The sequence below is a fragment of the Legionella massiliensis genome (assembly GCF_000756815.1).
Classification (GTDB): domain Bacteria; phylum Pseudomonadota; class Gammaproteobacteria; order Legionellales; family Legionellaceae; genus Tatlockia; species Tatlockia massiliensis.
Genome location: NZ_CCVW01000004.1, coordinates 371,335 through 389,373, shown reverse-complemented (window position 1 = coordinate 389,373; position 18,039 = coordinate 371,335). Strand labels below are relative to the sequence as shown.

The window sequence follows — 18,039 nt, the reverse complement described above, 5'->3', positions numbered from 1 at the left end:
ATTTTGAGTCCAAGTCGAGAGAAAAACGTAATTAAAAAGCACAGAATAGCCATCTATTTGAGCATTTTTAATTACGTTTTTCTCTCGAGATGGGTCAAAAGTGGACTTTCCTGGGTACGGAGTGACCAATTACATTACATCTTTCTAAAAAAGCCAGACAATAACTGTGCACAATCTTGTTGCATTATGCCTTCGTCAATTTGCACTTGATGATTTAAGGGATAACCTTGTAAAAGATTGTAAACTGAGCCAGCTGCGCCTGATTTAAAATCTCTTGTAGCAAAGACTAATCTGGCTATGCGTGCATGTACCAAAGCTCCAGCACACATTGCACAGGGTTCTAAAGTTACGTAAAGAGTGGTGTCTAATAGACGATAGTTTCCAAGATTTTTTGCAGCCTTTCTGATAGCCATAAGCTCTGCGTGAGCACTGGGATCATGAGTTGCAATCACTTGATTCCAGCCTTGACCAAGTAAGCTATTATCGGCTCCAATCAGTACAGCGCCTACAGGAACTTCACCCTCTTCTTTTGCTTTTAGCGCGAGCTTATAAGCCTGCGCCATCCAAAAAGAATCGTTCATTCCCATTCAATAGTTGCAGGCGGTTTACCGGAAATATCGTAGGTTACACGCGAAACTCCACCAACCTCATTGATTATTCGATTTGAGACCTCCGCTAAGAAATCCCAGGGTAGTTGTGCCCAATGAGCCGTCATAAAATCAATAGTTTCAACGGCACGCAGGCAGATCACATAGTCATAACGTCGACCATCCCCCATCACACCAACAGTTTTTACAGGTAGGAAAACAGCGAATGCTTGGCTAACTTTATGATATAAATTGGCCGCCATTAACTCTTCGATAAAAATAGCGTCAGCAGCGCGCAGGATCTCCGCATACTCCTTCTTAACTTTCCCGAGAATACGCACGCCAAGTCCTGGTCCTGGAAAAGGATGACGATAAACCATGTCATAGGGTAAACCCAGCTCTAAACCAATTTTACGTACTTCATCCTTGAATAGTTCTCGAATTGGTTCAAGCAATTTTAAATTCAAAGTTTCTGGTAAACCACCAACGTTATGATGAGACTTAATGACCACAGCAGCACCATTTGTCTTAGTTGCGGCCGACTCAATCACATCAGGATAAATAGTTCCCTGTGCCAACCATTTCACATTTGGAAGATGCTGGGCTTGCTCATCAAAGACTTCAATAAAAGTTCGGCCAATGATTTTTCGCTTAGTCTCCGGGCAGTCTACGCCCTCTAAGGCCTGTAAAAATTTTTCTTCGGCATTGACAGCAATAATCCGAATCCCCATATGTTGGCCAAACATCGCCATAACTTGCTCTGCTTCATTAAGCCTTAACAAGCCAGTATCAACAAAGACGCAAACTAATTGGTCGCCAATGGCTCGATGCAATAAAGCTGCTACTACCGATGAATCAACGCCACCCGACAAACCCAGTAAAACCTGCTGATCACCGACCTGCTTGCGGATAGCAACAATTGATTGCTCGATAATATTCTCTGAGGTCCAGTTGGTTTTTGCCTTGCAAATATCGACTACAAAACGCTGAAGAATTCGTAACCCTTGAAAGGTATGCGTCACTTCCGGATGGAATTGCAGACCGTACCAATGACGAGCCTCATTTGCCATACCTGCGATAGGTGCATTACGCGTTTCACAAATCACTTTAAAATCGGGCGGAAGCTTGGTGACCTTATCACCATGGCTCATCCACACATCAAGCAAAGCCACACCATCATCTGTTGCTCGATCTTCAATGTTATCAAGAAGTAAGCTGTGTCCATGTAAACGTAACTCGGCATAACCAAATTCACGTATATTTGACGATTGCACCTCACCACCAAGCTGAGCCGCCATAGTTTGCATGCCATAGCAGATTCCCAAGATTGGTAAATTCGATGCAAATAACCACGCTGGTGCACTTGGATTACTATGCTCAGTCACTGTGGCAGGCCCGCCGGATAGGATAATCCCACATGGTGCTAAGGCTTTTAACTCAGGCTCTGCAATATTATGGTGATGAATTTCACAATAGACCCCCATCTCACGGACACGCCGGGCAATTAATTGCGAATATTGAGAACCAAAATCAAGAATAACAATGGGTTTTTGAGTAATATCTCTCATCTTAATTATCAACCTGATAATTGGGTGCTTGCTTGGTAATGCTGACATCATGAACATGTGATTCGCGCATGCCTGCATTTGTTACTTGTACAAATTCTGCATGCTCGTGAAGATTAGCAATCGTTTTACATCCAGTGTAGCCCATGCAGGATCGCAAACCGCCCATCATCTGATGGATAATGGTTTGTACTGGCCCCTTATAAGGGACTCGCCCTTCAATACCTTCCGGCACAAGTTTCTCAGCACCTTGGCTTGTATCCTGAAAATAACGATCGCTTGAGCCCTGTGCTTGTGACATAGCTCCAATTGACCCCATACCACGATAACCTTTGTAAGTACGTCCCTGATAGAGCTCAATTTCACCAGGAGACTCTTCAGTTCCAGCAAACATACCACCTAACATTACTGCGTTAGCGCCAGCAGCCAGAGCTTTACAAACATCACCGGAGAAACGAATCCCACCATCGGCAATAAGCGGTATTCTCCCCTTCAGCCCTTCAGCAACATTGGCAATAGCAGAAATTTGCGGAACACCAACACCGGTAACAATTCTTGTCGTACAGATAGAACCAGGTCCAATGCCTACTTTTACTGCATCAGCCCCTGCTTCTGCAAGATCCACAGCTGCCGCTGCGGTTGCAATATTACCGCCAATGACCTGGATATCAGGATAATGCTTTTTGATCCACTTCACGCGATTCAAAACACCCTGTGAGTGGCCATGGGCTGTATCAACAACTAGCACATCAACCCCTGCTTCAACCAGTGCAGCAACACGCTCATCTGTACTATCTCCTACACCCACAGCAGCACCAACACGTAATTGCTCAGAACTATCTTTACAGGCAAAGGGATTCTCTTTTGCTTTCTGAATATCTTTAACAGTTATAAGTCCGCGCAGATTAAACTCATTATTAACCACTAACAATTTTTCTATGCGATGTCGATGTAATAAAGAGCGAACCTCTTCTCGACTAGCTCCTTCTTTAACTGTGACCAGGCGCTCTTTCGGGGTCATAACTGCCGAAATAGGGAGAGAAAGATTTGTTTCAAAACGAATATCACGGCTCGTAACAATACCGACTAAAAAATCACCTTCCACTACAGGAACACCTGAGAAATTATGTTTGGCCATAACTTCAAGCAACTCTCTTACAGTAACGCTAGGTGTAACCGAAATTGGATCTTTAACCATTCCACTTTCAAATTTCTTTACCTTACGAACCTCATTAGCCTGAGCACTAATACTCATATTCTTATGAATAATTCCAATACCACCTTCCTGAGCCATTGCAATAGCTAAACGCGCCTCAGTAACTGTATCCATCGCTGCCGACATTAGAGGGATGTTTAATTCAATATTACGAGTTAGCTGGGTTTTTAACGAAACTTCTTTAGGTAGGACAGTTGAGTGGGCGGGAATTAACAACACATCATCGAAAGTCAGTGCAAGCTGCACAATAGAAAGTGACATACCACACTCCTGCAAATTAATTAACCGAACATTATACAACTATTATAGAAAATGAGGAAGCCTATTAGCCTTAATTGTTTTATAAATATCCTTGCTAGAGAGATAGGCTTTGTGATCATTTTGCTTGGATTTTAGTGAAAAGCAGGAAAAACATAGCAAGGCATTAAGAAAAATTGAATTAATTCCTCCTACCCTTAAGAAAATAACAAGCAACAAGACGAAAGGTTATATTTTTGTCAATTTGTTTATTTTTAGATAAGTGCATATAATTATTGATAATAACTAAAGCAAGGACGGCGTCATGAAAAAAATACTAATACTTGTCGTGATTGTTACTGCCACTAGCCTAGCGACTGGCTGCGCTAATTGTGGTTATTCTTCTTGTACTGTTTGCAGTGGTTCATATTCAACAACAAGTTGCTGTGGTTCAAATGGCTGGTATTAATTAATCATGGCCTTCTAAGGCCATGATTAAAATTAGGCTCAACCTTTGCTGATCTTAAAGCCATGATGAGCGCCATGAAAACGCGGGTTGTGCATAGGAATTAAAACGCCTAATTTCTGAAATGTAGTGAGCTGGGTACGTGCAATTAGTGCAGTGATTTTTGCATTGTTTTCATTTATTTGCTCAACCAGCTTACTAATATCGGACCATTGGGTTTGTGGTGTTGCTATTTTACCCTTTAACTGCATTTTTAGAGCTATTTTTTCCTTTATTAAAGGTGCCATTTGTTCACGCAAACCCTTCATAATTTCGCGCAATTCATTATTTTGTTGAGCAGTTAGTAATTTATTATATCCATGATTTTTATGGATCTTCTGTACTTGACTAAGGTTGCCCCCAGTATTTTCTGTTTGCTCTGCCATAACAACAGAAGCAGTTAATACAGAAGCCCCCAAAATGCTAGTAATCAATAATTTTTTAAACATGTGAATCTCCTCTTAGTTTGTCACATTACAAGCTTAACTAATCCATGTAATAGGCATATGACAATGGCGGAGGATAATGTAACAGCGGTGTTACATTAGCGCGTTTAAAAAAGTTGTCTGAATACGTGTAAAAATCTTAGTTAAGCTACTATCAAAATTAACGATTAAATTTCAAAAATTTAATCACCACCAAGTAGTAATTACGCTTGAATTAGGTAAACATAAACGTGTAAACTGAGCGAATTGTTTAATCTGTCGACTTAAAGGAAGGGCTCTACGTTGGCTAAAATTATTGTCATAACCTCCGGTAAAGGAGGAGTTGGAAAAACCACCACTTCTGCAGCTATCTCTTCTGGTCTCGCTTTACAAGGCTACAAAACTGTAGTGATTGATTTTGATATTGGCCTTCGAAACCTCGATATTATCATGGGCTGTGAACGCCGTGTTGTTTATGACTTTGTCAATGTAATTAATGAGGAAGCGAGTTTAAATCAAGCTTTAATCAAGGATAAGCGGATATCAAACCTTTTCATTTTGCCTGCATCACAAACTCGTGATAAGGATGCCTTGACACTTGCTGGTGTTGAGAAAGTGTTAAATGATTTAGCCAATGAATTTGATTACATTATTTGCGACTCCCCTGCTGGAATTGAAACAGGTGCACACATGGCTATGTATTTTGCGGATTACGCCATAGTCGTTACTAATCCCGAGGTTTCTTCAGTAAGAGACTCAGATAGAATTCTGGGAATTTTGGCCAGTAAAACTAAACGTGCCGTTGAAAATCTTGCCCCCATACAAGAACATCTTTTATTAACCCGCTATGACCCAGAGCGTGTAGAAAAAGGTGAAATGCTATCTGTTGAAGATGTTAAAGAAATACTCGCTATACCACTACTTGGTGTTATTCCCGAATCTAAGGCTGTTCTAAGAGCCTCTAACACAGGAACCCCTGTCATCCTTGATGAAACGAGCGATGCAGGACAAGCTTATCAAGATGCTATTGCCCGTTTCCTTGGTGAAACTAAACCTATGCGATTTATTAATAGCGAGAAAAAAGGGATACTTCGCCGATTATTCGGTAAAAACAAGGAGGACCAGCCAGCATGAGCTTATTTAGCTATTTAAGAAAGCGTAATAACACCGCTTCTGTTGCAAAGGAGCGTTTGCAGATTATTATTTCGCATGAGCGCTCGCAACGGAATACCCCAGATTATTTACCAAAGTTGCAAGAAGAGATTTTGGCGGTCATTGCCAAATATGTTCGCATTAATAGAGATCAGGTTAGTGTAAATCTTGAGCGTATGGGTGATAACGCGGTGCTAGAACTCAATGTTACGATGCCTGATGAGGCATTAGAAGAAGCTTAATTATTTCATTTATGTCTGCCCTGGACGCGGGTGGGAATGAGAGATTTCTCATACTGAGTTGATCTATTGCTGGTTCTTTGTAAAATGAAACCTTGATTAGATAAGTGGTGGGGAGACGTGACCTATTACGATTCTTTTAGATTCAAGGGATTAGTCCCCCTATAAATTTTCAACGAAAATTTATAGGGGGACTGACTTATTACAACTAATCCTCATGACAATTTTTGAATTGCTTAACTATTTTTTCTTCGTTTTTCTTTATTTTGTTTTGAAAATCAGTCTGTTGTTGAGGGCTAAGCACTGCTGATATTTGTATTCTGGCATTTACTTTTGCTTTGATTATTTCGCCGTTAAGTTTTGCTTGTTGATCAATCAGACTATTTACTGCTGCCTGATCGATATTCGTTGATTCTAACTTCTGTTTCTCTTGCTGAAACAAGGCTTCCATTTGATTACTGTCATTTTTTACTGTTGATGCTAACTGCTCTAAGACGGGCTTAATTTTAGCTTTTTGGCTGTCATCCAGTTTTAAAGATTCAACTATAGGCTTCAACCCTTCAGGACAATAACAGGAATTTGCCAAAATAACGGGACTAAATATCGTTGTAAATGCTAATGCAAAGGTTTGAAAGATTTTCTTATACACAATGCTTTTCCTTTTCTCTATTTATTAGTGCGCCTGGATTTCGCTGCTCAGCATCCAGGCTCCTTCTATCCGACCTTTTTTGATGTCCTCAAATAACCTACTTTATACATTTTCGTGAGGATTTATTTGAGTATTACCTGTTTTCAGGACAATTTCTGTTACTAACTCAGCTTCCTCTTTAACTTTCTTGTTTGTAGTTTTGTTGAAGAATTTTTCAGTGGGCTGTCTACGTAATTCCTCATCAAGGAAATCATCTACTGCAATGATTGCCTGTCTCGCTTGCTCTGCGTCTTTTAATTGTTGGGCCTGTTCAGCCTCCAAGATACCAGCCTGCTCAGCCTCATCAATTTGTTCCATTAAAGTCAGGGAGTGGATCGTCCCCTCTTTGACAGCACGGCTCACTTTTTTCTCAAGATCTTCAGCAGCGCAAAGCTTATGGAAGGCTTCTTCCAAACGACCTAAGGGGCAATTTGGCAGAGCTTCAGTAAATACGAAGCGAGTGAGGCGTGAGCGTGATTCGTTTGGCTCAGTAAGCATATGAGCTAATTTCTGACTCAAACGATCAGAGGGCTTAAGTCGCTGACTACCGAAGGGTTGTAAGCAAATTTTTAAGACTATACGCGCCCACCGATTAGGGAAGTTAGCAATAACACCACGAATTGCGAGCTCACATTCATGTAGCATCTGCTGGCAGCACCATTCGACAATGGGTAGGTCAGCCTGTGGTTCTCCATCATCATGGAAACGCTTGAGTACTGCAGAAATCAGATAGAGATTAGATAGCACATCCCCTAATCGTGCAGAGATCATTTCCTTCCGTTTTAACTCGCCCCCCATAACCATCATAGAAAAATCGGCGAGAAAGGCTAAGTTTGCACTGTAACGATTCACCAGTTGATAATAGCGTTTCGCGCTAGATTGTGGTGTCTTGGTAAGACGGCCATCTGTCAAAGCAAAGATTATCGATTTTGTGAAATTAGCTAACACAAAACCCGCATGCCCCCATATTGCCGTGTCAAAATTCTTAAGATTATTTTCTCTGACACTCTCAATTTCCGGGAAAACATAAGGATGGCAACGAATTGCTCCCTGCCCAAATATAATCAAATTACGTGTCAAAATGTTCGCGCCCTCGACAGTGATGCCAATGGGTGTATTTTGATAACCGCGCCCCAGATAATTGTTTGGTCCCAGACAGATCCCCTTTCCGCCATGAATATCCATAGCATCCATCACAACCTGCCTTGCTCGTTCAGTAGTGTTGTATTTCAAAATAGCACCAGCTACTGAGGGTTTGGCTCCATGATCAATTGCTGCGGCAGTCATCGTTAAGCCTGCATCAATCAGATAGGTATTGGCTGCAATTCGCGCAAGAGGCTCTTCAATCCCTTCAAACTTGGAAATAGGCTGATTAAATTGTTTACGAACCCTAGCGTAGGCTCCACTTGCTAGCGCTCCGGCTTGAGTACCGCCCGCTGAGCTTGAGGGCAAAGAAATTGCTCGTCCAGCACTTAAACACTCCATTAACATTCGCCAGCCAGCTCCGGCCATTGCAGCGCCGCCAATAATACAATCCATAGGAACAAAAACATCTTTTCCTTGGGTTGGGCCGTTCAGAAATCCAGTATTTAGTGGGAAATGGCGTCGGCCTTTGATAACGCCTGGTGTGTTAGCGGGGATTAAAGCGCAGGTTATTCCTACATCAGTTCCCTTCCCTAAGATATTTTCAGGATCAAACATACGGAATGCTAAGCCAATTACTGTAGCGACTGGGCAAAGGGTAATATAGCGCTTATTCCAAGTCAGGCTTACACCCAATACTTTTTGGCCATTAATTTCCTGATAGCAGACAATCCCCTTATCAGGAATGGATGCAGCATCGGAGCCCGCATTGGGGCCTGTTAATGCGAAGCAAGGAATTTCTCTTCCGTCAGCCAGGCGTGGCAAATAAAAGTCTTTTTGTGCCTTGGTTCCATATTTTAGTAATAGCTCAGCAGGCCCGAGTGAATTGGGCACAGAAACGGTGGAACCCACGGTTACGGAGCGCCCATAGATCCTTCCTAGAATTGTCATTTGTGCTGAGGCTGAAAAATCGTGCCCCCCATATTCTTTGGGGATGATCATGCCAAAAAAGCCATTTTCTTTGATGAATTGCCACATTTCAGGCGGCATATCGGTGCGAACATGGGTGATGTCCCAATCGTCAATCATTCGGCAGAGCTGATTAACCGGACCATCAAGAAAGGCTTGCTCCTCAGCGGTTAATTTAACAACAGGCGCATTTAATAAGAGATTAAAATCAGGGGCACCGCTGAATAAATCGCCCTCCCAACTTACTGTGCCAGCTTCCAACGCATCACGCTCTGTAGAAGACATTGCCGGCATTGCCTTACTCACAACTGCAAAAAGACGGCGGGATAATAAATTTCTACGCAGTGGCTTTATTGCTCCTAAAACTAAGCCTGCAAATATTGCCCAGAGAATAATCTCAGATCCCAAGCCAGGGGTTCCATAGCGCTCGACTAATAGGGCAAATATACCGTAACTAATAACCCATACTAATATCGAGGCTTGTTTAGTTACTAGTAGAAGTACTCCGGATATGACTGCCAGAACAACCAGACTGTGCAACACTATTATCTCCTTTGTCTTAATAAATCCTTTAAGGGCTAGTTAGATATAGCCTTCCAGCCCCATTAATATCATATAACCAATCATTTTAGTATAGCATCCAATGCGGTAAATATATGTTCCGCAACCTCTTTTGGATGCTCCATCGGCAGCATATGACTGCCTTTAATTTTATAGCCTTTAATATTGTGATGCTTTTTCATGTAACGAACATCTAACCTGTCCACAACGGCACTCTGGTCGCCATAGAGTAATGCAGCAGGAACTGTTAAACGGCCTTCATAGGTTTGCAATCCATGGGGAATTGTGCGGTAAATCATGTATTCTGTGTGGCGATCAAACCGGAGTTGGTAGCCATTAGCAGTTTTGTTCAAACCATAATCAATATAATCCTGAAGACACTCAGGCGTGAAGGTTTTGAATAAATCCCTGGTCTTAAGATAGTCAAGCAATTGCTCCCTGTTTTGCCAAAACTCTCTTCGACCGCGCGTGCGGTAAGCGGGAGTAATGCGGTCGATCACTCCAAGCGCCTTCGCTAAGCGAACAACGCTCGATTTAAATCGCCCTAACAGAGGTGAGTCAAGCATAATGACCGCCTTGAATAAGGCCGGTTCTTTTAGCGCAGCAAGCAAACTTAAGACACCACCAAGAGAATGGCCAATTGCGATAACTGGTTGCTCTGCCTGCTGCTTAACACTATTGATGACTTCATCGATTAGAAATGACCAATTTTCCGTTACAGGAAATTGCTGATCATGGCCAATTTTATCGATATAGCAACAATCGTAACGCGCTTCTAGATTATTCAATAATTGCCTATAGCATGGAGAAGGAAAACCATTGCCATGAGCAAAATGAATCAATTCCCTCATGCATGCACCACTTTTTGGCTTTCGCGTTTAAGTGAGATTACTGCATAGCAAAAGTAGAAAATAACGAAGATCGGCAAGATGAAACCATAAATGCTTGAAAAATAACCGAGTGCTAGCACCGACCAAAATACCACCATAAAGGGCGTCATACTAACAACTAACAGTCTGCAGGATTGGGCATAACGCAGTGAAACTTTGAAAAATAACTTAGCAATAAATTGCCCCATCAATGCAATGGTTAGTATAAGAACAAGAAAGGAACCAAAAGCAACGATAGCCATTGTTGGATAAAGCAAGATAGAAAAAAAATACTTTAGCTTCATAATCCCTGATTGCTTAACCCATTCCTTGCCATCAAAGGCAGAATTACTATTTCCAGTAAAGGGATAAACATAAATATTAGATGCTTGGTCTTTTTGAGCCGCGGGAGTAAAGAAAAAATGCGCTGTTGGGTACCTATAAAAAAACTTCTCTTTGGTGATTAAAATAGTCAAATCAGGATATTTATCATCCATAGCAGTTATTGTTCCGGTCGTATCAACGATGGCAACAACCTGATTCCTCTTGTTTTTCACAAAATAAGGCATCTCTACATTCGTGGAAATTTTGCCATCTTGTATATATAAGGTTGGAAGATCTTTGATTGGCTGAATGATTGCCTCATCGAAGAATGGCAGGAACTCGCTGATAAGACGAGTAGTAAAGGGCAAAGACATTATGAAGATCACGAAGAGTAAATAGCCAAGACACAGCCCCTTCCAACGTTTCCCTACATCAACATAAAGCTCATTATCATAAAATGAGTGATACAGCGCTTTCCAGTAGTTAAAAAAAGGTTTGTCTACATCACGTAATGTTTTGCCTTCTTCAATCATGCCATCCCCCCAAACGTAATCCAGTCTTTTGATGAAACAAGTTAGCTTTAGATACAAGCAACTTTAAAGCCAATTGATTATCTACTATTTCAATATCAGCAGGAACTCTTATTGTTAGCTTTGCATTAGCGGATAAACTACGAACCTGAATTAATTTATCAGCCCCCATATCTTCAATAAATTCAACTTTAACAGCAATATAGCCTTTCTGTTTTGTTGATGAAACCTGGAAGTGCTCGGGTCTAATCGCCAAAATAACCTCTTCATCGCGGCTTACAGAATCGGCCATTACAGGTAAGGGTAGCTCAATTCCAAACCCAGTGCCTACTACCTGACGCTCAAAATCAATTTTAGCTGCTAAAAAATTAATTGGATAATGACCAGTAAATCCCGCCACAAACAGTGAAGCAGGTTGTTGATATAAATTTTGTGGTGTCCCTATTTGCTCTACCTGTCCTTCATTTAATACCAAAACTCTTGAAGCCATGGTCATTGCTTCGGTCTGATCATGGGTAACATATAAGGAGGTGGTATTGAGTTGCTGATGCAATTTTTTAATTTCTTGCCGCATTTCACTACGCAATTTTGCATCCAGATTAGATAAGGGCTCATCAAACAAAAACACGGCTGGAGAACGCACAATAGCCCGTCCCATTGCAACCCGCTGCCGCTGTCCGCCTGAGAGCGCCAAGGGTTTACGTGCCAAATAATCGGTTAACTGCAGCAAGCTAGCGACCTCGTTAACCTTTTGCCGTATTAGATTAGTCTTCATGCCACGCATTTTTAAGCCATAGGCCATATTCTCAAAGACAGTCATATGTGGATAAAGCGCATAGCTTTGAAAAACCATCGCCATATCACGCTTAGCTGCTGGAATCTTATTAACACATTGATTGTTAATTAGAATAGAACCGTCGCTCACCGAGTCCAGCCCTGCAACCAAACGCAAAAGCGTTGACTTTCCACAACCCGAGGGACCAACTACAGCGACAAACTCACCTGGTTCAATAGTTAAATTGATATTATTAAGAATGAGATGTTGGCCATAGTATTTGTTAACCTCTATTAAATTTACAGTCGCCATTAATGAGTTAACCCCTTTTCAAACCAACGTTGCATAGTCATCACCACCAAACAAGGCGGCAGCAAGGCAATCAACGCTATAGTCATAATGTAATGCCATTGAGGAATCTGATCAGCAACGCCAGCTAAATAACGAATTCCCATTACAATGGTTGCCATCGAACTATCCGTTGTGATTACCAGCGGCCAGAGGTATTGATTCCAGCCATAGACAAACAGAATAATAAAAAGCGCCGCAATTTGTGTTTTAGATAAGGGTAGAAGAATATCAATAAAAAACCTTAGAGGTCCTGCCCCATCAAGCTTTGCAGCGTCAACAATCTCATGAGGCACAGTTTTAAAAAATTGTCTGAACAAAAAAGTCGCTGTTGCCGAAGCCATTAACGGCAAACTTAAGCCCGCATAACTATTTAGCCAGGCAAAGGAAGCTATGACCTGAAAGGTAGGAACTATCCTCACTTCAACTGGTAACATCATTGTCGAAAAAATGAGGGCGAATAACAGTTTTTTATAGGGAAATTCAAAATAAACCAGCGCAAAGGCCGAGAGCAATGCGAATATAATTTTACCTGCAGCGATTGAAACAGCCATAAACAAACTGTTCAACAACATTTGCCAAATTGGCTGCCCATCAGTAGCTGATAATCCTGTAAACAGTACTGTTTTAAGGTTATGTAGAAAAGCAGTTCCAGGCCAATGTGGCAAGGGAGCCTGCATCATAGCAGTCCCTTCATTAGAGGCAGCAACCAGAGCTAAGTAAAGCGGCACAAAGAGCAAGGTAATGAAACTAATCAAGGCAATATGGGCGAATAAACTGTTTAAAGCTTTCATTCGTAATGCACCTTTTTCTCAAGGTAACGAAACTGAATTAGAGTAAGACCGCTAACGATTAGCATCAGCATGACTGATTGTGCGGATGAGCTACCAGGGTCCATCCCTACAAAGCCATCTTTATAAACCTTATAAATTAAACTTGTCGTGCTATTCCCCGGACCACCGCTGGTCATCACATCAATAATGCCAAAGGTATCAAAAAAGGAATAAATCATATTCATTACTAATAGGAAAAAGGTCGTTGGTGATAGCAAAGGAAAAATGATTTGCCAAAAACGCTGCCAGGCAGATGCACCATCGAGTATTGCTGCATCAATAATTGTATGGGGAATTGCCTTTAGCGCTGCAAAAAAGAAAAGAAAATTATAACTAAACTGCTGCCAGCTGGCAGTCAGTATGATAACTAGTAAAGCCTGTTTAGGATGAACAAGATAATCAAACTCAATTCCCCAAGGTTGTAAGCCCTGCGCTAGCCAACCAATTGTCGGTTGACATAGAAAACGCCATAAGATTGCAGCAACAGCAGGGGCAACAGCATAAGGCCACAATAATAAGGACTTATAAACTTTCTGACTTTTATGCCGCCGTTGAACAAGTACAGCAAGCAATAAGCCTAAACTCATTGTAATCAAGGTCACAAAAAAAGCCAGGATGACCGTCACTAGCACAGCCCTGCCATAACCAGGATCTTTTAATAAATCAATAAAATTAGTCAGGCCAGCAAAGCGGTTGTATAAACCAAAAGAATCACTGAAAAAAAGTGACTGAATGAGAGCTGAAACAGCAGGCCAGATGAAAAACAGCAACGTAATCACTAATTGAGGGAAAATCAAAATTAACGCTAACTTTTTATTCTTGGTATATTTTGCCATCAAACTACCGGATTACTCATATAGGGCAAAAGTATATACCCAAGCCCCTTCAAAATGCGAGTTTTGCTTTATGCTTATTAGCTCAGTATGATAAATCGCTATCAGCAAGTGTCGACAAAGTGAGTATTTTTATGCGCTGTATATTGATAGACAACCCAGGCCCGCAAAGCCGCTTGCTTGTTCAGGAGCAGGAAACACCAGTTTGTGATAAAGATGAAATTCTTGTGCGAGTAAGAGCAACAGCCCTAAATCGTGCTGATTTGATGCAACGACAAGGTAAGTATCCGCCTCCTCCTGGTGAATCAATCATTCCAGGTCTGGAGGTTGCTGGTGAAGTTGTTGCGATTGGTTCGCGAGTTAACAAATTTAAGCCCGGCGATCGCGCGTATGGTTTAGTTGGCAGCGGCGCCTATGCTGATTACTGTTGCGTTAACCAACATTTAGCAGAACTTATTCCAGATAACTGGGACTTTGCCTATGCAGCAGCCATTCCTGAAGCCTTGATCACCGCACATGCGACCCTCTTTTCCCTTGGAAAATTAAAGAAAAATCAAAGGCTTTTAGTACATGCTGCCGGCAGCGGAGTTTCTTGCTTTGCCATTCAAATGGCAAGAATCACAGGGGCAGAGGTATTTACTACCGCCTCTAATCAAGAAAAAATCACTAAGGCAGAGAAACTTGGGGTAACTAAGGTAATTAACTATCGCTCCCAGGATTTTGAAACAATTATTGGCGACAAAGTCATTGATCTAATCCTTGATTATATTGGCGGCGGTTATTTCCCTAAACATTTGAAACTGTTAAAACCCAAGGGGCGACTAGTTCAAATAGCTTGCATGCAAGGCCATCGAGTAGAACTTGATCTCGCCGCCCTGATGCGAAAGCGCTTAGAAATTATCGGTTTTGTTCTACGCGCCCAGTCAATAAAAGAGAAAGCAGCGCTTTGGAAATCGGCTCAACAGCATTGGGCAACTTCTTTGCTGAATAAACAACTTGCTCCGGTGATTGACGCTGAATTTAAATTTTTAGATCTTGAGCTTGCGCATTCCCATATGCTTAGTGGTGCGCATTTTGGCAAGATTGTTATTCGGATTGATTAATTTCCCAAGGATTATAAAGTTCTGCTCCGGTGTCTTCAAAATTCTTGGTATTCCTTGTCACTACTACCAATCCATGAACTAAAGCTGTAGCTGCAATTAAGCCGTCTCTTTCAGAGCGCCGATCAGGGATAATGTCTATAATTAAAACAATTTTAACTTGCTTTATTTCAGTCTTCTGGATCCATGGTATAATTATGCAATTTTTCCTCATAGAGGCTATTAATGATCCTAAAAGATTTCCTTCTAATCACATCTCTGTCAGTCTTAGCCACTTGTTCCTCCTGGGCAACCGAAGTACCTATTGAAGACTTTTCACTGAAACCCTATAGCCAAAACGTCAATGATTATCTCTCAACTAAGGCGGATGACTATTCAACTTCATTAGTCACTGAAGCTTATCAAAAACAACAGCTAGCCAGATTCTATAACCACTATTATGCAAGTGACTCACAGGGTCTTTCTCCCTGGAGCCAAGAAATGGTTCGCGCAACCTTGCCCTTGGTGAAGAGAATTGAATTAGCGCAATTAGAGTCCTTTAGCAATCAAAATAAAGCGCCTTTGGACCGACACTATTCAGAAAATTTTAAAGAACAAAGTCAGTCTTGGTGGAATAAAATCAAGCAAAACATGAATTTGTCTTCACTTGATACTAATTATTATCAGGAAGCAAACCGAGCAATCGCTATAAGAAATACTCATGCACGAACCCTGCCTGATGAGGCACCAGATTTTTTCCATTTTAGCCTGCCAGGCCAAGGTTATCCCTTTGACAATTTGCAGGATTCCTCAGTTTGGGTAGGAACGCCACTCTATGTGATAACGACTTCGCAAGATCGAGCATGGTCCTTAGTTTTAACGCCTGATTCCTATTTTTCCTGGGTAAAAAGCAGTGATATTGCCTATGCTTCTGGCGATTTTGTTAATCAATGGCAACATGCTGCCCAACAGAAGCTTGTGGCAATTACCAAGACAGAAACAATAATTAGCAATACCCAAGAGAATTTTCAATTTAAGGCCTATATTGGTGCCGTCTTTCCTTTAGCTCAACGTAATGACGCACAGACCAAAATATTGATTCCAGTAAAAGACAGACACAATCAAGCAGCAATTAGAACAGCTTTAGTTAGTGTAAGCGATTCAGAGCTCATGCCTTTACAGGCTTCACCTAAAAATCTAGCCAGGATACTCAGGGAATTGCAGAATAGACCCTATGGTTGGGGCGGCCTATACTTTTTCAATGATTGCTCACAGGAAATGAAAAGCCTCTTTGCCCCTTTTGCGATCTGGTTACCAAGAAACTCAGGGGCTCAGGGTAATTTGAACAGCGCCCTAGATCTTACTAAGGAGGGACTGGATGAGCGATTGGCAACACTTAAAGAGAAAGGCCATCCTCTGATGACCCTTATCTACCTTGGCGGCCATGTCATGCTTTATCTTGGTAATAAAACTATTGATAACCAGCAGGAAGCAATAAGCTATCAGAATGTTTGGGGGCTTTCACCCCAAAATAGAGATAAGCGCTACGTGATTGGTCAATCAGCCTTCTTACCGATACTTAAATATTTCCCTGAGAATCCTGATATTAATTCACAAGGCAATGCTAGATATTTTAGGCTGATCTATCTTGATCAATTAGACAGTAGTACTGAGTCTGCGAAGACAATTGCTAAACAGTTTCTTGTTAGGACTAAGCAGACTCCTTAATGGCGAAATAGATCACGTCTCCTACCCCGTCATCCTGAGCGCCCCAACCCTTTGGGGCAAACATCGAGAAAGACCTCGTCATCCCGAACATAGTGAGGGATCTCCGGGATTAGCACAGTGCTACACTCAGGAGATGTCTCTCTACGTTCGGCATGACGTACGTCTTTGGGTGAGCGGCGAAAGGACTAAGGAGAATATCATCTCACCAATTGGCGTTCCTTTTTTAATGTTCTCCGTAATAACTGAGTATAAATCGGCTGATCAGCCGCGAGCTGCATTATAGTAGTTGATGTCAGACAACTGACCATCAATGGCAAAATTAGAGAATAGTTTTGTGTCATTTCCACGACCAAAATAATCCCTGTTATTGGTGCCCTCACAGCTGCAGAAAATAAGGCGCCCATGCCTGCAACAGCAAACATCCCCGGATGAACGGTCAAATCTTCGATAAGATAATTTAAAACGTAAAATGCTGCGGTGCCCAATAATGAGCCTAAGGCAAGCATCGGCGCAAAAAAACCACCGGGTGCACCAGTTGAATAGGATATCATCGTTGTAAAAAATCGAACGACAATAAGTGTTATTAGTACAGAAAAACCTGGCGTTAAAGTCACTGCCTGATGAATGATGCTATAACCCCCACCTACGACGTTGGGCTGGTAATAAGCAAAATAACCCGCTAGGGCACCAACAAGAAGTACATAGCCAACTCGCGTCCTCTTTTTAGTTATTTTATCCATCAAAGCCAAGGTCAGCATCATCCCCTTATTGAATAACAGACCAACAAAACCGACCATGATACCGAAGAGGAAAAATAGCCATAATGATTGCAGGTTAGGCTGTTCAAAAACGTCCATGGAGATAGCAGGGCCAGAGCCGATAATACAATGCATAGCAATTGTGGCCATCATGCAGGCAATGGCAACTAACTTGAAGTTTGTAAAGGTAAAATTGAATTCATAACGCAGCTCTTCCATCACAAATAACACACCAGCCAAGGGAGCATTAAAGGCCGAAGCAAGTCCAGCAGCAGCACCAGCCATAATCAAGATATCACGTCTTGCTTGGGTAAGCTTGAAAAACTCACCTAACATATCGCCTAAATTCCCACCCATTTGAATGGTAGGTCCTTCCCTTCCAAACACTAACTTAGAAGATATAGAAATAACGCCAGCAACAAACTTTACTGGTAGCAGGCGACGCCAAAATATCGGCCTAACATGGGCTAAGGCTCCCTCAATTTCAGGAATACCACTCCCTGCTGCCTCGGGAGCAATATCTCTTACCATAAGCCAGGCAATATAAACCATCACCATCGAAAGCAAGGTTGAAAATAGCCCTACTGGTCCGCCATGATCTTTGATATATGAAAAAGATTGCGACATGTAGGTATCCAAGTACTGAATTGCTAGTTGAAAACATGAACTAACAATCCCTGTGATTACACCCAACAAAACCGCAATTGCATAAACTTTTAACAACCTATTACTCAT

The 18,039-nt window shown here is 41.7% G+C and carries 17 protein-coding genes; 5 read left to right on the top strand and 12 right to left on the bottom strand.

The window, feature by feature from the left end; translation table 11 throughout:
* Window positions 1–134 precede the first annotated feature (134 nt).
* Genes tadA through guaB form a run of 3 tightly spaced genes read right to left on the bottom strand, consistent with a single transcriptional unit; the run spans window position 135 to window position 3,629 of the window.
* Window positions 135–581 carry a tRNA adenosine(34) deaminase TadA gene (gene tadA / locus BN1094_RS16455; protein ID WP_044012234.1) on the bottom strand — a complete coding sequence of 149 codons (447 nt, stop codon included), beginning with the start codon at window positions 579–581 and terminating at the stop codon, window positions 135–137.
* Complete coding sequence (gene guaA, locus BN1094_RS16450; protein WP_044012233.1) at window positions 578–2,155, bottom strand: glutamine-hydrolyzing GMP synthase; 1,578 nt, start codon at window positions 2,153–2,155, stop codon at window positions 578–580. The genes tadA and guaA overlap by 4 nt, the downstream gene beginning before the upstream one ends.
* Window position 2,156: 1 nt before the next feature.
* The gene (guaB, locus tag BN1094_RS16445) at window positions 2,157–3,629 is read right to left on the bottom strand and encodes an IMP dehydrogenase (RefSeq protein ID WP_044012232.1); all 1,473 of its coding nucleotides are present in this window, start codon (window positions 3,627–3,629) and stop codon (window positions 2,157–2,159) included.
* A 301-nt stretch (window positions 3,630–3,930) separates the two neighbouring features.
* Between guaB and BN1094_RS19930 the strand changes: the two genes are divergently transcribed.
* On the top strand, window positions 3,931–4,074 hold the full coding sequence (locus BN1094_RS19930; RefSeq protein WP_176695319.1) for a hypothetical protein: 144 nt from the start codon (window positions 3,931–3,933) through the stop codon (window positions 4,072–4,074).
* A 38-nt stretch (window positions 4,075–4,112) separates the two neighbouring features.
* Here BN1094_RS19930 and BN1094_RS16440 read toward each other — a convergent pair whose 3' ends face one another.
* Complete coding sequence (locus tag BN1094_RS16440) at window positions 4,113–4,559, bottom strand: hypothetical protein (protein WP_044012231.1); 447 nt, start codon at window positions 4,557–4,559, stop codon at window positions 4,113–4,115.
* Window positions 4,560–4,838: 279 nt separating this feature from the next.
* On the opposite strand from BN1094_RS16440, the gene minD reads away from it, so the two are divergent.
* Both minD and minE read left to right on the top strand, forming a co-directional pair.
* Complete coding sequence (minD, locus tag BN1094_RS16435) at window positions 4,839–5,669, top strand: septum site-determining protein MinD (RefSeq protein WP_044012230.1); 831 nt, start codon at window positions 4,839–4,841, stop codon at window positions 5,667–5,669.
* Window positions 5,666–5,929: a cell division topological specificity factor MinE gene (gene minE / locus BN1094_RS16430; RefSeq protein WP_044012229.1), complete on the top strand. Its 264-nt coding sequence runs from the start codon at window positions 5,666–5,668 to the stop codon at window positions 5,927–5,929. Before minD ends, minE begins: the two co-directional genes overlap by 4 nt.
* A 205-nt stretch (window positions 5,930–6,134) precedes the next feature.
* Here minE and BN1094_RS16425 read toward each other — a convergent pair whose 3' ends face one another.
* From BN1094_RS16425 to BN1094_RS16395, 7 genes are all read right to left on the bottom strand, one after another.
* Complete coding sequence (locus tag BN1094_RS16425; protein WP_044012228.1) at window positions 6,135–6,575, bottom strand: Spy/CpxP family protein refolding chaperone; 441 nt, start codon at window positions 6,573–6,575, stop codon at window positions 6,135–6,137.
* Between the two features lie 102 nt (window positions 6,576–6,677).
* Entirely contained in the window at window positions 6,678–9,209 is a 2,532-nt protein-coding gene (locus BN1094_RS16420) for an acyl-CoA dehydrogenase (RefSeq protein WP_044012227.1), read from the bottom strand.
* 80 nt (window positions 9,210–9,289) lie between these two features.
* Window positions 9,290–10,078 carry an alpha/beta fold hydrolase gene (locus BN1094_RS16415; RefSeq protein WP_044012226.1) on the bottom strand — a complete coding sequence of 263 codons (789 nt, stop codon included), beginning with the start codon at window positions 10,076–10,078 and terminating at the stop codon, window positions 9,290–9,292.
* A complete protein-coding gene (locus BN1094_RS16410) occupies window positions 10,075–10,953 on the bottom strand; it encodes a DUF1189 family protein (RefSeq protein ID WP_044012225.1) in 879 nt (292 codons plus the stop codon). The genes BN1094_RS16415 and BN1094_RS16410 overlap by 4 nt, the downstream gene beginning before the upstream one ends.
* On the bottom strand, window positions 10,946–12,037 hold the full coding sequence (locus BN1094_RS16405) for an ABC transporter ATP-binding protein (protein ID WP_044012224.1): 1,092 nt from the start codon (window positions 12,035–12,037) through the stop codon (window positions 10,946–10,948). The genes BN1094_RS16410 and BN1094_RS16405 overlap by 8 nt, the downstream gene beginning before the upstream one ends.
* A complete protein-coding gene (ugpE, locus tag BN1094_RS16400; RefSeq protein WP_044012223.1) occupies window positions 12,037–12,867 on the bottom strand; it encodes a sn-glycerol-3-phosphate ABC transporter permease UgpE in 831 nt (276 codons plus the stop codon). Before ugpE ends, BN1094_RS16405 begins: the two co-directional genes overlap by 1 nt.
* Window positions 12,864–13,742: an ABC transporter permease subunit gene (locus BN1094_RS16395; protein WP_044012222.1), complete on the bottom strand. Its 879-nt coding sequence runs from the start codon at window positions 13,740–13,742 to the stop codon at window positions 12,864–12,866. The genes ugpE and BN1094_RS16395 overlap by 4 nt, the downstream gene beginning before the upstream one ends.
* 131 nt (window positions 13,743–13,873) lie before the next feature.
* Here BN1094_RS16395 and BN1094_RS16390 point away from each other — a divergent pair, with 131 nt between their 5' ends.
* On the top strand, window positions 13,874–14,842 hold the full coding sequence (locus tag BN1094_RS16390) for an NAD(P)H-quinone oxidoreductase (protein ID WP_044012221.1): 969 nt from the start codon (window positions 13,874–13,876) through the stop codon (window positions 14,840–14,842).
* A gap of 222 nt (window positions 14,843–15,064) precedes the next feature.
* The gene (locus tag BN1094_RS16380) at window positions 15,065–16,546 is read left to right on the top strand and encodes an SH3 domain-containing C40 family peptidase (protein WP_081935189.1); all 1,482 of its coding nucleotides are present in this window, start codon (window positions 15,065–15,067) and stop codon (window positions 16,544–16,546) included.
* A gap of 197 nt (window positions 16,547–16,743) precedes the next feature.
* On the opposite strand, the gene clcA is transcribed toward BN1094_RS16380, so the two are convergent.
* A complete protein-coding gene (gene clcA / locus BN1094_RS16375) occupies window positions 16,744–18,039 on the bottom strand; it encodes a H(+)/Cl(-) exchange transporter ClcA (protein WP_044012220.1) in 1,296 nt (431 codons plus the stop codon).